This window comes from Buttiauxella sp. S19-1 (assembly GCF_022134725.1).
Classification (GTDB): domain Bacteria; phylum Pseudomonadota; class Gammaproteobacteria; order Enterobacterales; family Enterobacteriaceae; genus Buttiauxella; species Buttiauxella ferragutiae.
The window spans coordinates 1-13,360 of record NZ_JAHWLU010000001.1; the positions used below are offsets into that span (position 1 = coordinate 1).

Genomic DNA, 13,360 nt, shown 5'->3' on the forward strand with positions numbered 1-13,360 from the left:
GTTTATTTTCGCTTTTCATCTGGCTGACGGGCCGGTTTGTAAGCCGTTGTGCCGTGTCAGTGGAGGCGCAGTATAGGGATTTTCTGGAGGCTGACAACCCCTATTTTCAAAATAATTGCCAACCGTTTAACTTTTGAGCGTAACGTCTATTTTTGACGCGCTTTTATCGCTTTTGGTAGGTCTGCGAGGCTATTAATAACAATATCAGCTGCGGCTTCGCTTTGCTCAGTGACCGGTTTACCTGTACGAACCAATACTTTTGTCCCGACTTGTGCCGCTGAAGCTGCTTGCATGTCTTCTAACTTGTCTCCAACCATATAAGAAGAAGCCATATCTATATGAAGAAACTCTTGAGCTGAGAGCAGCATCCCCGGTTGTGGTTTACGACAATCACAGGTTTGGCGAAACTCTTCTACTATTGCCTCAGGGTGATGTGGGCAATAATAGATACCATCAAGGTCAACACCACGGTCAGCTAAGGACCAATCCATCCACTCAGTCAGATTTTCAAAATCAGCTTCAGTAAACATGCCACGGGCAATGCCAGACTGGTTAGTGACAAGAACTAACGCATAACCCATTGCTTTTAACTCACGCATTGCGTCAATCACACCATCAATGAACTCAAACTGATCAACTTCATGGACATAACCATGATCAACATTAATGGTGCCATCACGATCGAGAAAAATAGCGGGAACAGACTGTGCCACTTGGAAACTCCTGATACTGGGGATTTAGTGTAGTATCGCATGAATTACTATTTGGGCGAGAACAGACAATCATTCGCTGATTGATTTAGACGTCTGGATGCCTTAACATCCATATCGATAACGGTCATCGCCCGTTATCGGCAGCAGAAAATGCCACGGCTTACACTCATACGATAATAAATAACCTAATGATAAAACTTTCTAATATCACCAAAGTGTTCCAGCAAGGTAACCGCAGCATACAGGCGTTGAATAACGTCAGTCTGCATGTTCCTGCTGGGCAAATTTATGGCGTGATTGGCGCATCTGGTGCAGGGAAAAGCACATTGATCCGTTGTGTGAACCTGCTTGAGCGTCCAACACAAGGTTCTATTCTGGTCGATGGCCAGGAATTGACGACTCTTTCTGAAAGCCAACTAACCAAAGCACGTCGTCAGATTGGCATGATTTTCCAGCACTTTAACTTACTCTCTTCCCGCACTGTGTATGGCAACGTCGCTTTGCCTTTAGAGTTGGACAATACACCGCGCGAAGAAATCAAACGCCGCGTATCTGAATTACTCGATTTGGTCGGTCTGAGCGAAAAGCACGATGCGTACCCAGCCAACCTGTCTGGTGGACAAAAGCAGCGTGTTGCGATTGCTCGAGCGCTGGCAAGCAACCCGAAAGTTCTTCTATGCGATGAAGCCACCAGCGCGCTTGATCCAGCAACAACACGTTCCATTCTCGAACTGTTGAAAGATATTAACCGCCGCCTTGGTCTGACTATTCTATTGATTACCCATGAAATGGATGTTGTAAAACGCATCTGTGATTGTGTCGCGGTGATTAGCGACGGTGAATTAATAGAACAAGATACGGTAAGTGAAGTGTTCTCTCATCCGAAGACACCACTTGCACAACAGTTTATTCAGTCCACTCTGCATCTGGATATTCCTGAGGATTACGCGCAACGCTTAAGTACAGAAAAGAGTGGAGATACTGTTCCATTGCTGCGCCTGGAGTTTACCGGCCAATCGGTTGATGCGCCGTTACTTTCCGAAACCGCCCGTCGCTTTAATGTGAATAGCAATATCATCAGCGCGCAGATGGATTACGCCGGTGGCGTGAAGTTCGGCATTATGCTGTGCGAGTTGCATGGAGAACATCAGGATATGGACGCTGCGATCGCATACTTGCAGCAGCAACATGTAAAAGTAGAGGTGCTGGGTTATGTCTGAGCCAATGATGTGGTTACTCCTTAAAGGAGTGTATGAGACGCTGGCAATGACTTTTGTGTCTGGCTTCTTTGGCTTCGTGCTTGGGCTACCTGTTGGTGTGCTCCTCTATATTACACGTCCGGGTCAAATCAGCGAGAACGCCAAGCTTTATAACAGCCTTTCGGCGTTAGTGAATATCTTCCGTTCTATACCGTTCATTATATTGCTGGTATGGATGATTCCGTTTACCCGCACCATTGTCGGCACTTCAATTGGCCTGCAAGCGGCAATCGTTCCATTAACCGTAGGTGCAGCACCGTTCATCGCACGTATGGTGGAAAACGCCCTGTTAGAAATCCCATCGGGTCTGATTGAAGCTTCACGCGCAATGGGTGCAACTCCAATGCAAATCATCCGCAAAGTTCTGCTGCCAGAAGCACTGCCAGGTCTGGTAAATGCTGCCACCATTACACTGATTACTCTCGTTGGTTATTCCGCGATGGGCGGTGCCGTTGGTGCCGGTGGCTTAGGTCAGATTGGTTATCAGTATGGTTATATCGGTTATAACGCTACCGTGATGAATACGGTATTAGTGTTATTGGTAGTATTAGTGTATTTAATTCAATTCTCTGGCGATCGTATCGTCCGGGCTGTAACTCACAAATAATACGTTCAACACAACATCGTTTTTTACACATAGTAAGGAAAGGATATGTCTTTTAAATTTAAAACCTTTGCGGCAGTTGGTGCTCTGATTGGTTCTCTGGCACTAGTGGGTTGTGGTCAGGACGAGAAAGATCCAAACCATATTAAAGTAGGCGTCATTGTTGGTGCTGAGCAGCAGGTTGCCGAAGTTGCGCAGAAAGTCGCAAAAGAGAAATACGGCCTGGATGTTGAGCTGGTTACTTTTAACGACTACGTTCTGCCTAACGAAGCACTGAGCAAGGGCGATATCGATGCTAACGCTTTCCAACACAAACCATACCTGGATCAGCAGATCAAAGACCGTGGCTACAAACTGGTTGGTGTAGGCAATACTTTCGTTTACCCGATTGCTGGCTACTCCAAAAAAATCAAATCTGTAGATGAACTGCAAGCTGGCGCGCAAATCGCTCTGCCAAACGACCCAACTAACCTTGGCCGTTCTTTGCTGCTGCTGCAAAAACAAGGTCTGATTAAACTGAAAGATGGCGTGGGTCTGCTGCCAACCGTTCTGGACGTAACTGAAAACCCTAAAAATCTGAAGCTGGTTGAACTGGAAGCTCCACAGCTGCCACGCTCCCTGGACGATGCTCAGATTGCGCTGGCTATCATCAACACCACTTACGCAAGCCAGATTGGCCTGACTCCAGCGAAAGATGGTATCTTCGTTGAAGACAAAGACTCTCCATACGTGAACCTGATCGTTTCCCGCGAAGACAATAAAGATGCAGAAAACGTGAAGAAATTCGTTCAGGCTTACCAGTCTGACGAAGTTTACGAAGCAGCAAACAAAGTCTTCAACGGCGGCGCAGTAAAAGGCTGGTAAGTTTCCATTCTTTTATTTTTGCGTAAATATACTAAGGCGGGCGAAAGCCCGTCTTGTTATTTGTGCAATAGCTTGATTCAATAATCGCGTTTTATCATTCATTGAGGAAAAATTATGCGTGCTTTACCGATCTGTTTATTAGCAGTCATGCTGAGCGGCTGTACGATGCTAAGCAGATCCCCTGTTGAGCCCATCAAAAGCACCGCAACACCACCGAAACAGGAGCCTGCAAAACCAAAAGTCGTGCGCCCTGCCCCCGTAAAAATCTATACCAATGCTGAAGAGTTAGTGGGTAAACCTTTCCGTGATCTCGGTGAAGTCAGCGGCGATTCATGCCAGGTGAGCAATCAAGATTCTCCACCGAATATCCCAACTGCCCGCAAACGCTTGCAAGTCAACGCCTCAAAAATGAAAGCCAACGCGGTGTTATTGCATAGCTGTGATGTTACCAGCGGCACACCAGGTTGCTACCGGCAGGCCGTTTGTGTAGGTTCGGCATTGAACGTATCGGCAAAATGACAGCGTTTAGCTTTGAGCAGATTGGCGTTATTCGCTCCCCTTATAAAGAGAAGTTTGCCGTTCCCCGTCAGCCCGGTTTAGTGGCTGATGGCGGTGGCGAGCTGCATTTTCTGCCACCGTATAACGTGGCAGATGCGGTTCGTGGCCTCGAAGGCTTTAGTCATTTATGGCTGCTATTTGTTTTTCATCAAACGATGGCTGGCGGCTGGCGGCCCACGGTGCGCCCACCTCGTCTGGGTGGCAATGCCCGAATGGGTGTTTTCGCTACGCGTTCGACATTCCGACCAAATCCCATTGGAATGTCATTAGTTGAACTGAAAGGCATTCGCTGCCAAAAAGATCAGGTCATTTTGCAATTGGGGAGTCTCGATTTGGTCGATGGCACACCGGTGGTTGATATCAAACCTTATTTGCCATTTGCTGAAGCTGTACCAGAAGCCATTGCGGGATACGCGCAAAACGCCCCCGCAGCCGATATGCCGGTTTATTTCACACCTGAAGTACAGCAGCAGTTATTGCTGCTTGAGAAACGTTTTCCCCACATTGAGCGTTTCATCCGTCAGGTACTGGCTCAGGACCCTCGCCCGGCTTATCGCAAAGCTGAAGAGCCAGGTAAAAGCTACGCCGTTTTATTGCTGGATTTTAACGTCCGCTGGCGTGTTACCGAGCTAGGTTCAGAAGTGTTTGCTGTTGAGAACCGTTAATTTATCGCCCTTCTCTTTTGACATTCCTGCCACACTGGTAAACTAAAACACTTATTTTGCATCAGGCTACTCAGGTAGCCAGTTATCTGCCGTTCAAATGGAACCGTAACAACATGCGTACTAGCCAATATCTGCTCTCCACATTGAAGGAGACACCAGCCGACGCCGAGGTCATCAGCCATCAACTGATGCTGCGCGCCGGGATGATCCGTAAACTCGCTTCAGGTTTGTATACCTGGTTGCCGACCGGTCTGCGTGTCCTGAAAAAAGTCGAAAACATCGTGCGTGAAGAGATGAACAACGCCGGTGCCATCGAGATGTGCATGCCCGTGGTTCAGCCCGCAGATTTGTGGCAGGAGAGCGGTCGTTGGGAACAGTATGGCCCGGAGCTGCTGCGTTTTGTTGACCGTGGCGATCGTCCATTTGTCCTCGGCCCAACTCACGAAGAAGTCATCACTGACTTGATTCGTAATGAACTCAGCTCTTACAAACAGCTGCCACTGAACTTCTTCCAGATTCAGACTAAGTTCCGTGACGAAGTTCGCCCACGTTTCGGCGTGATGCGTTCCCGTGAATTCCTGATGAAAGACGCTTACTCTTTCCATACTTCTCAGGAATCCTTGCAGGAAACTTACGATGCGATGTATCAGGCTTACAGCAAAATCTTCAGCCGTATGGGTCTGGATTTCCGCGCAGTAGAAGCTGATACCGGTTCTATCGGCGGCAGTGCATCTCACGAATTCCAGGTGCTGGCCCAGAGCGGCGAAGATGATGTCATCTTCTCAACCGAGTCTGATTACGCAGCTAACATCGAATTTGCTGAAGCGGTTGCTCCAGTTGGCGGCCGTGCGGCACCGACTGTTGAAATGACGCAGATCGACACCCCGAACGCAAAAACCATCGCTGAGCTGGTTGAGCAGTTCAATCTGCCAGTTGAAAAAACAGTGAAGACTTTGATGGTCAAAGCCACCGAAGGGAGTGCTTATCCTCTGGTTGCTCTGCTGGTTCGTGGCGATCACGAACTGAACGAAGTCAAAGCAGAGAAACTGCCACAGGTTGCCAGCCCACTGACTTTCGCGACCGAAGAAGAAATTCGTGCAGTTGTTAAAGCAGGCCCTGGTTCACTTGGCCCAGTCAATCTGCCTATTCCGGTGGTTGTTGACCGTACTGTTGCGGCGATGAGCGACTTCGCTGCGGGTGCAAACATCGACGGTAAACACTTGGTTGGTATTAACTGGGAACGTGATGTTGCGCTGCCAGAAGTTGCCGACATTCGTAACGTGGTTGAAGGCGACCCAAGCCCTGATGGCAAAGGAACTTTGCTGATTAAACGCGGCATCGAAGTGGGCCATATCTTCCAGCTCGGCACCAAATACTCTGAAGCGATGAAAGCATCTGTTCAGGGTGAAGATGGTCGCAATCAGACTCTGACCATGGGTTGCTACGGTATCGGTGTGACTCGCGTAGTAGCAGCTGCCATTGAGCAGAACTATGACGACCGTGGCATTCTGTGGCCAGATGCGATTGCTCCGTTCCAGGTTGCTATTCTGCCAATGAATATGCACAAATCTTTCCGTGTGAAAGAGTTGGCAGAAGAGCTGTATTCGACTCTGCGTGCCAAAGGCATTGAAGTACTGATGGATGACCGCAAAGAACGCCCAGGCGTAATGTTTGCGGACATGGAACTGATTGGTATTCCGCACACTGTCGTTATCGGCGATCGTAACCTTGATAGCGAAGAAGTCGAATACAAAAACCGTCGTGAAGGCGAGAAGCAGATGATCAAAACCAGCGAAATCATTGATTTCCTGCTGGCGCAGATTAAACGCTAACAACAATTGTGTTCAGCAAAAAGCCCCGCTAATTTCTTAGCGGGGCTTTTTTTATTCATTTGATTAGTCGTGGCAGGTTTTCTTCGGCTCGAACTTAGCGGCCCGGTCTGCAACCACTGTTTTTCTCAATTCGCCGCTATCAGGTGAAGCCTGTAAGGCAAAGTGCGCTTCAACCACCAGCAACACGGGCTGGAAATCCTCGCCACGTGCGGCCGCATAGCCACGCTCAAGTTCAGCATTGCTGGCAACGTCAAAGGTTTTCCCTGTCGCACAATCCTGGAAAATTGCCGCATCAGCCATGTACTTATACATACCTTTCATGGTCATTGGTGTCGCAGGCAGAGCGTCTTTCATCGGCTGTAGCGTGTAATTGAGCTGTGACTCAATGGGATTGCCACTCCTATCCAACATTTCCAGGCTATCACCTTTAGGACGGAAGTAGAGCTTTTCACCGTCGCTTGCGGTCAACACTAATTTATCAGCCGTACGCGCCCAACTGCCATATGAGGCAAATACCGCTGGCTCTTTCGCGCCCTCGTAGCGCTGATTCATGACCCACGAGCCATCTTTTTCCAAAAACAGCGAGGTTTCAATTCCTGAGCAATCCGCACAAGGTAAAACACCACGGTAGCTTTGCTGCATCGGTTGCAGCTCTGCAACTTGCGTCTGCTGCAACGTTTGAACTTCGGCCCGGTTATTACAGCCAAAAAGAGCGAACAAACTGCACACAGCCACAGCTGACAATAGTATTTTTTTCACCATCTCTTCCTTCTGCTGGTCAATTTCTTTGCCGTTCGTCATTCAGGGCGACGGACTTTTCCTCGTAGCGACTTAGTCGTAGATTTTTGTGATTTCGATGCCAGACGGCGCTCTTTTGACGCGCGTGTAGGCCGGGTCGCCCGACGGTTTTTCTGCTCAACGGTTAATTCCTGAATCAAGGAAACGAGCCTTGCCACCGCCGCTTCACGATTCATTTCCTGGCTACGATATTCCTGCGCTTTAATCACAACCACACCATCAGGCGTAATCAGATGATGGCTGGCCGCCAATAAGCGTTCTTTATAATACTCTGGCAGGCTGGAGGCTCGAATGTCAAAACGCAAATGGATTGCCGTTGAGGTTTTATTCACATGCTGGCCACCCGCTCCTTGTGCGCGGATAGCCGTAATGGTGACTTCGTTGTCCGGTATGGCTACCGCACGAGAGACGACAATCATCAATGATGCTGCCAGGCCGTGAAGTGAATTTCGAGATTATTCTCAGCATCAGACAGCCAAATCGCACCATCCTGAATCGTGGCCTGCAAGTTCATTGAGCGCGTGCCGAACTCACACAGCTTCGCCAGTTGCTCATCATCCAGGTACCAGATAGACAAGTTTTGGTATTGCTTGAGTTTATTTTGATGCTGCTGCCACCAGATTTCTGCGGCACGGCTGTTATAAGTAAACAGCGCCACTTCTGCAGATTGGCTACAGGCTTTTTTCAGGCGTTTTTCTTCCGGCAGACCGAGTTCAATCCACAAGTCGATGCCCATATGATCGTTGCGCTGCCAGATTTCAGGCTCGTCTTCAGCGCTTAATCCGCGAGAAAACTGCAGGCGCTCATTGGCATATTTAATCCACGCCAGCAAACGCAGCATCATGCGTTCTTGAGTTTCCGAAGGATGGCGCGCAAGCGTCAGGTTGCTATCCAGAAACTGATTTCGATCGAGATCGGCAACATTCACCATCGCTTTATAGATTGTCGCTTTTAACGCCATCACACTTCTCCACACTAATTAGGCAGTCATTGTAACGAAAACCTCGCTAAAACGCTGTTATGTATTCACTGATGTAGAGAGTTACGCTGCTGATATCGCTTTCATCACTGTGGTATAGTCACCTTGCTAAACAGAGTTTATCTTCGTAGGCTTAACTTGCATCCCACGATTAAGTCTGAGGTCGGGACTCTGAAAGGAGGGCGTGTGGAAAAGTATTGTGAATTAGTACGAAAGCGCTATGCGGAAATAGCCAGCGGAGATTTGGGTTACATTCCGGATGCACTAGGTTGCGTCTTGAAGGTGCTGAACGAAGTGGCTTCCAACGAAGCACAACCAGAATCTATCAGGGAACAGGCGGCGTATGCTGCCGCGAACTTACTGGTGAGCGATTATGTCAATGAATGATGCCTATCAACCCATCAATTGTGATGATTATGACAATCTCGAGCTCGCCTGCCAGCATCACTTATTATTGACGCTGGAATTAAAGAGCGGAGAAGTTTTCAAGGCGAAAGCCAGTGACCTGGTATCTCGTAAGAACATCGAATATTTGATTGTCGATGATGCCGGTGCCGCTCGCGAAGTTCGTCTCGATAAAATAACCAGTTTCAGCCATCCTGAAATTGGGACTGTCGTAGTTAGCGAGTCCTGATACGCAAAGTATCCGCATGCGCGGGCAGCCTTACTTGGCTGCCCGTTTTTTTTACTACGGTTTCATGGACGCGTAGTAAGCCGCCAGATTGCTAATATCTTCATCAGACAAACCACTGACGTAAGCCTTCATGATTTCCGCTTGTCCGCCACTGCGTTCGCCTTTTTTATACGCTTGCAATGAGTGCTCAAGATACGCCTGGTTTTGCCCCGCCAGATTCGGGTACATCGGTACAGAAACTTTCCCGGTTGCGCCATGACAGGCCACACACATCATGGCTTTCTGTTCACCGGCTGCGGCATCACCTTTTGCCCATACAGGCTGAGCGCACACCAGCACACCGGCCAAAATAAATATTCTCTTCACTGCTGATTCTCCTTTTGCCAGTCGACATGCCAGCATGATTGTTCTGTTGCCCTTCCCTCCTGGGTGACAAAAACGCCCAGAGCGGCAATTAATTTTTCGCCGTAATATAACAGCGGTGTTCGCTCGCGTAGCCATGGCGGAATGCCAAATTCCTGCCAGATTTTTTTCAGGCTACGGCCACGATCCCGCCCCACAATGTGGAGCTGCCCGGTAGCCTTAAATCGAATACTCACCGGTTCGTTATCCAGCGGTGCACGAATCTCTTGCCCGGTTGCCACAAGTTGAACCACTCCCAAACCGTCGGGCAAGATTAATGGCTCGAAAGGCGCAGCCCAGCGAACCACTTCATCACCTAACCCATGGATTATTGGCAACCAGTACAGCGCGCCCTGAAAACGACGGACTTCATAGCAGCCAAACTTCAGCCGCGGATTGGCATCCTCACGGCTGGTTGCCACTTCATCCCATAAACGCACAAGTGCTGCTCTGGAAGGCATCACCGCTTTCTGTCTGGCAATCCAACGGCGTAACAGCGCGGCACGACGAACCTCGCTCAACGGCTGCATAGGCTCAATTAACAACGATCCATCAGACTGAATGAGTTCATCGAGTTGTTCGGCCAGCAACTCATCAAGTAGTTGTTCTTGTTCAGCGCACAACTCCGCACTGCGCGCCACGCTTTGCGGGAAATGAGGCCAGCGCTGTTGGATTTCAGGAAGCACTCGCAGCCGTAAGAAATTACGGTCGTAGCTGTCGTCCTGATTACTTTCGTCTTCTATCCAGGTTAGCTGGTGTTCATCCGCCCATGCTTGCAACTGCTGACGCGCTTGCCCGAGCAACGGCCTGATTAATTCCGTCTCGCCCAAAGGCAAGCGCACTGGCATTGCGGATAATCCCGCAGGGCCACTTCCACGCTTTAGGGCCAACAAAAACGTTTCGCATTGGTCGTCGAGATGTTGTGCTGTGAGTAGCACCTCTTCAGGAAGTAATGCTTCCGTCAGCGCCTGATAACGTGCTGCCCGGGCGTGAGCTTCAATGCCTAATCCGTCGTCGGCTAACTGCACTCGTCTGACTTCGCATGGCACGTTCCATTGCAAACACACTTTCTGACAATGCTCAGCCCAATCATCAGCGAAAGGGCTTAAGCCGTGATGAATGTGCATTGCACGAATTTTATAATTTGCAGCCTGGCTGTCACGCAGTGTGACCAACTGATGCAGTAAAACCGTGGAATCCAGCCCGCCACTAAACGCCACCAGCAATTGTTGGTGCGGATGCAGTAATGTGAATAGAGGACGAAGTTGCATAATCAGTAGTTTGAATAAGGATTTGCCCAGCACGTTACTGGGCAACGAGATATGAGGCAAGTGTTACTGCTGATAAAGCTCCAGCGGTAAGCCATCTGGGTCACTAAAGAAAGTAAAACGTTTATCCGTGAAAGGATCGATACGCACGGGTTCGCACTTCACGCCATGCTTCTCAAGATGAACAATCGCGCTATCAATGTCATCAACGCTAAACGCCAAATGGCGCAGCCCACAAGCTTCCGGACGGCTTGGCCTTGCAGGGGGAAAAGGAAACGAGAACAACTCAATGACATATTGCCCGTTCAGCGCCAAATCCCCTTTCCATGAATCTCGCTCTTCACGATAAGCCTCTGCCTGCAGCGTGAAGCCGAGAATGTCACAGTAAAAATGCTTACTGATTGGGTAGTCCGAAGCAATAATCGCGATGTGATGAACTTGTTTTAAACCCAGCATAAGTGCTCCTTTATCTTTTCCGCACGGTAACTATCGCGCCTTGCTAAATCAAGACCCTAAACCGTTTTTAAGACTCGTACACGGTAGATGCCATCGTCACCCAATTTAGCGCCGTGAATATCGGTTTCAAAGCCGGGATAGTGTTCTCCAACCGAGCACAGCATCAGCAAGAAATCGAGCACGGCGCGGCTTTCATCGGTAATCATCTCACCAGGCATCACCACCGGGACACCCGGCGGATACGGCAGGATCATGTTAGCCGAGACACGGTTTAGTAGTTGTTCAATTTCGACCGTTTCAACGTTGCCTTTCACTTGTTGTTGATAGGCTTTGTGCGGTGTCATTTTCATTTCCGGTAACACATCAAAAGCCCGCAGCATCAGATCGGAAAGGTTGTGCTGCTTAATCAGTTTATGAATGCCTTGCGCCAGATCCTGGATACGCATATTGCGGTAAAAATCTGGGTCTTCGGCATACAAATCTGGCAGCATGTTTTTCACCCGCAGATTGAGGTCATAAGAGCGTTTAAACTCCGTCAAACCACGCAGCAAACTTAAAGCTTTGGTTTTGTCGATGCCAATACTGAACAGGAAGAGCAAGTTATACGGCCCGGTTTTTTCTACCACCACACCACGCTCATCAAGGAACTTCGCCACCAATGCCGCAGGGATCCCCTGCTCGGCCATCGTACCTAACTCATCCATGCCCGGCGTCAGAATGGTGACTTTAATCGGGTCGAGGTACATATGGTCGGCATCAGCATCTTTGAAGCCGTGCCAGTCTTCTTCGCCTGGTGAAATAGGCCAACAAGCCGCTTCGTCTATGTGTTCCGGCTGCCAAATATCGAAGAACCAATCCTCAGTCTCTTCACGTAAACGCTGAACTTCACGACGAAAATGCAACGCACGTTCTACTGAACGGTTGATCAACCGCTTACCTGGGTTACCACGCAGCATCGCTGCAGCCGTTTCAATCGACGCCACCAACGGATAACTTGGCGAGGTCGTGGTGTGCATCATGTAGGCTTCGTTGAAAGTCTCCTCGTCGTAATTCCCTTTAATATGAATCAGAGATGCTTGTGAGAACGCTGCCAGTAGCTTGTGTGTGGATTGAGTTTCGTAAATGACTTTTCCCACGACCCGATCGCCGCTCATGCCACTTTTCCCCTGATAAATCGGATGGAAATTGGTGTATGGCACCCAGGCGGAGTCAAAGTGGATAGACGGAACATCCAGGGTTTGTTTGATAAATTCGGTGTTATACAGCAAGCCGTCGTATGTCGAGTTGGTAATGACCGCATGAACTGGCCACTGCGCATTTTCAGTGTTCGCCACCTTTTCTTCGATGCTCGCGCGCATAAACTCACGCTTCGGAATACCGCCTAAAATCCCCAACGCGTTACGAGTCGGCTTGAGCCAGATGGGAACCAAATCCGTCATCATCAACAAATGCGTCAGCGATTTGTGACAATTACGGTCAATCAACACCGTGCTGCCAGAAGGAGCTGCGTACATACCAACGATTTTATTCGACGTCGATGTACCGTTAGTCACCATGTAGCTCTGTTCAGCACCGAAAGTACGGGCGATGTATTCCTCGGCTTCCAGATGCGGCCCTGTGTGATCCAGTAACGATCCCAGTTCTGTCACCGAAATAGAGACATCTGCCTTGAGAGTATTCGCACCAAAAAAATCGTAGAACAGGCAGCCGACCGGGCTTTTCTGGTAGGCAGTGCCCGCCATGTGGCCAGGTGTGCAGAAGGTATATTTTCCTTCGTTAACATAGTTAAACAGCGCTTTAGTTAACGGCGGAGTGATGTTATCCAGATACTCGTTGGTGTACTGACGGATGCGCAGGGCGATGTCGTCGGCGGCACTGAGAGCATATTCAAAAAACCACAGCGCCATGCGCATTTCGTTGACGCTGACATCCAGCGAAGAGTGCGTATTGATAAACGCATACAGCGGCAAATATTCATTCAGCGCATTAATTTCGCTGCATAAGTCCATGCTGTACTCGTCCCAGTCAAAAATGACACCACAAATACGCGGATTATGTTCGATGAGTTTAAGCAGGTCGGTGCTGTTGGTGGGGTAAATGAGCCGGAAACCTTGCACTTCCAGTGCTTTATGTAACTCTTTAATTGGCTCATCTTTGTAGAAAACACCATGCGGGCCCATGATTGCAATAATATTCAACGCTTACCTCCTGGCAAAAAACCTTTAAGTAAGCATAGTTTATTGAAATCAGGCTGAGGACAAGCTCAGTGGTGTAAAGCTTTTTAAAGTCTGGGATTCAGGCAATAAAAAAGGCCAGAATTTCTTCTGA

Annotated in this window: 16 protein-coding genes; 8 read left to right on the plus strand and 8 right to left on the minus strand. The window is 49.0% G+C overall.

The annotated features are described in order from the left end of the window. Positions 1-146: 146 nt before the first annotated feature. Complete coding sequence (gene gmhB, locus MES37_RS00005; RefSeq protein ID WP_064539732.1) at positions 147-713, minus strand: D-glycero-beta-D-manno-heptose 1,7-bisphosphate 7-phosphatase; 567 nt, start codon at positions 711-713, stop codon at positions 147-149. Positions 714-901: 188 nt separating this feature from the next. On the opposite strand from gmhB, the gene metN reads away from it, so the two are divergent. The 6 genes from metN (at position 902) to proS (ending at position 6,495) form a co-directional block, all read left to right on the plus strand. After that, the gene (gene metN, locus MES37_RS00010; RefSeq protein WP_064539733.1) at positions 902-1,933 is read left to right on the plus strand and encodes a methionine ABC transporter ATP-binding protein MetN; all 1,032 of its coding nucleotides are present in this window, start codon (positions 902-904) and stop codon (positions 1,931-1,933) included. Then, a complete protein-coding gene (locus MES37_RS00015) occupies positions 1,926-2,579 on the plus strand; it encodes a methionine ABC transporter permease MetI (RefSeq protein WP_064539735.1) in 654 nt (217 codons plus the stop codon). The genes metN and MES37_RS00015 overlap by 8 nt, the downstream gene beginning before the upstream one ends. Before the next feature lie 45 nt (positions 2,580-2,624). Then, positions 2,625-3,440: a methionine ABC transporter substrate-binding lipoprotein MetQ gene (gene metQ / locus MES37_RS00020; RefSeq protein WP_064539737.1), complete on the plus strand. Its 816-nt coding sequence runs from the start codon at positions 2,625-2,627 to the stop codon at positions 3,438-3,440. 114 nt (positions 3,441-3,554) lie between these two features. Further along, positions 3,555-3,959 carry an Rcs stress response system protein RcsF gene (gene rcsF, locus MES37_RS00025; protein WP_064539739.1) on the plus strand — a complete coding sequence of 135 codons (405 nt, stop codon included), beginning with the start codon at positions 3,555-3,557 and terminating at the stop codon, positions 3,957-3,959. After that, a complete protein-coding gene (gene tsaA, locus MES37_RS00030; protein WP_237929850.1) occupies positions 3,956-4,663 on the plus strand; it encodes a tRNA (N6-threonylcarbamoyladenosine(37)-N6)-methyltransferase TrmO in 708 nt (235 codons plus the stop codon). The genes rcsF and tsaA overlap by 4 nt, the downstream gene beginning before the upstream one ends. Positions 4,664-4,776: 113 nt before the next feature. Beyond that, entirely contained in the window at positions 4,777-6,495 is a 1,719-nt protein-coding gene (gene proS / locus MES37_RS00035) for a proline--tRNA ligase (RefSeq protein WP_121814267.1), read from the plus strand. 63 nt (positions 6,496-6,558) lie between these two features. Here the strand turns inward: proS and nlpE are convergent, their stop codons facing one another. From nlpE to MES37_RS00050, 3 genes are read right to left on the minus strand one after another with little or no spacing between them, the layout of a single operon-like run. Then, positions 6,559-7,254, minus strand: a complete 696-nt coding sequence (gene nlpE, locus MES37_RS00040) for an envelope stress response activation lipoprotein NlpE (RefSeq protein ID WP_121815683.1) — start codon at positions 7,252-7,254, stop codon at positions 6,559-6,561. A 38-nt stretch (positions 7,255-7,292) separates the two neighbouring features. Next, the gene (gene arfB, locus MES37_RS00045; protein ID WP_064539746.1) at positions 7,293-7,712 is read right to left on the minus strand and encodes an alternative ribosome rescue aminoacyl-tRNA hydrolase ArfB; all 420 of its coding nucleotides are present in this window, start codon (positions 7,710-7,712) and stop codon (positions 7,293-7,295) included. Further along, positions 7,712-8,254: a YaeQ family protein gene (locus MES37_RS00050; protein ID WP_064539748.1), complete on the minus strand. Its 543-nt coding sequence runs from the start codon at positions 8,252-8,254 to the stop codon at positions 7,712-7,714. The genes arfB and MES37_RS00050 overlap by 1 nt, the downstream gene beginning before the upstream one ends. Before the next feature lie 204 nt (positions 8,255-8,458). Here MES37_RS00050 and MES37_RS00055 point away from each other — a divergent pair, with 204 nt between their 5' ends. Together MES37_RS00055 and rof are read left to right on the plus strand one after the other, a co-directional pair. Further along, the gene (locus MES37_RS00055; protein ID WP_064540227.1) at positions 8,459-8,659 is read left to right on the plus strand and encodes a YaeP family protein; all 201 of its coding nucleotides are present in this window, start codon (positions 8,459-8,461) and stop codon (positions 8,657-8,659) included. Beyond that, a complete protein-coding gene (rof, locus tag MES37_RS00060) occupies positions 8,646-8,906 on the plus strand; it encodes a Rho-binding antiterminator (RefSeq protein ID WP_064539750.1) in 261 nt (86 codons plus the stop codon). Before MES37_RS00055 ends, rof begins: the two co-directional genes overlap by 14 nt. A gap of 54 nt (positions 8,907-8,960) precedes the next feature. On the opposite strand, the gene MES37_RS00065 is transcribed toward rof, so the two are convergent. The 4 genes from MES37_RS00065 to MES37_RS00080 all read right to left on the minus strand — a co-directional run bounded on the left by MES37_RS00065 (position 8,961) and on the right by MES37_RS00080 (position 13,230). Beyond that, entirely contained in the window at positions 8,961-9,272 is a 312-nt protein-coding gene (locus MES37_RS00065) for a c-type cytochrome (RefSeq protein ID WP_064539752.1), read from the minus strand. Beyond that, on the minus strand, positions 9,269-10,579 hold the full coding sequence (gene tilS / locus MES37_RS00070; protein ID WP_064540229.1) for a tRNA lysidine(34) synthetase TilS: 1,311 nt from the start codon (positions 10,577-10,579) through the stop codon (positions 9,269-9,271). The genes MES37_RS00065 and tilS overlap by 4 nt, the downstream gene beginning before the upstream one ends. Positions 10,580-10,642: 63 nt before the next feature. After that, on the minus strand, positions 10,643-11,032 hold the full coding sequence (locus MES37_RS00075) for a VOC family protein (RefSeq protein ID WP_064539754.1): 390 nt from the start codon (positions 11,030-11,032) through the stop codon (positions 10,643-10,645). Between the two features lie 56 nt (positions 11,033-11,088). Further along, positions 11,089-13,230, minus strand: a complete 2,142-nt coding sequence (locus tag MES37_RS00080) for a lysine decarboxylase LdcC (protein WP_064539756.1) — start codon at positions 13,228-13,230, stop codon at positions 11,089-11,091. Positions 13,231-13,360: the final 130 nt, after the last annotated feature.

Excerpts from the sequence above, each read along its gene's own strand:
- MES37_RS00050 (WP_064539748.1), bottom strand. The coding sequence starts at position 8,254 with ATGGCGTTAAAAGCGACAATCTATAAAGCGATGGTGAATGTTGCCGAT.
- metQ (WP_064539737.1), top strand. The coding sequence starts at position 2,625 with ATGTCTTTTAAATTTAAAACCTTTGCGGCAGTTGGTGCTCTGATTGGT.
- tilS (WP_064540229.1), bottom strand. The coding sequence starts at position 10,579 with ATGCAACTTCGTCCTCTATTCACATTACTGCATCCGCACCAACAATTG.
- MES37_RS00015 (WP_064539735.1), top strand. The coding sequence starts at position 1,926 with ATGTCTGAGCCAATGATGTGGTTACTCCTTAAAGGAGTGTATGAGACG.
- arfB (WP_064539746.1), bottom strand. The coding sequence starts at position 7,712 with ATGATTGTCGTCTCTCGTGCGGTAGCCATACCGGACAACGAAGTCACC.
- rof (WP_064539750.1), top strand. The coding sequence starts at position 8,646 with ATGTCAATGAATGATGCCTATCAACCCATCAATTGTGATGATTATGAC.
- metN (WP_064539733.1), top strand. The coding sequence starts at position 902 with ATGATAAAACTTTCTAATATCACCAAAGTGTTCCAGCAAGGTAACCGC.
- rcsF (WP_064539739.1), top strand. The coding sequence starts at position 3,555 with ATGCGTGCTTTACCGATCTGTTTATTAGCAGTCATGCTGAGCGGCTGT.
- proS (WP_121814267.1), top strand. The coding sequence starts at position 4,777 with ATGCGTACTAGCCAATATCTGCTCTCCACATTGAAGGAGACACCAGCC.
- tsaA (WP_237929850.1), top strand. The coding sequence starts at position 3,956 with ATGACAGCGTTTAGCTTTGAGCAGATTGGCGTTATTCGCTCCCCTTAT.
- MES37_RS00075 (WP_064539754.1), bottom strand. The coding sequence starts at position 11,032 with ATGCTGGGTTTAAAACAAGTTCATCACATCGCGATTATTGCTTCGGAC.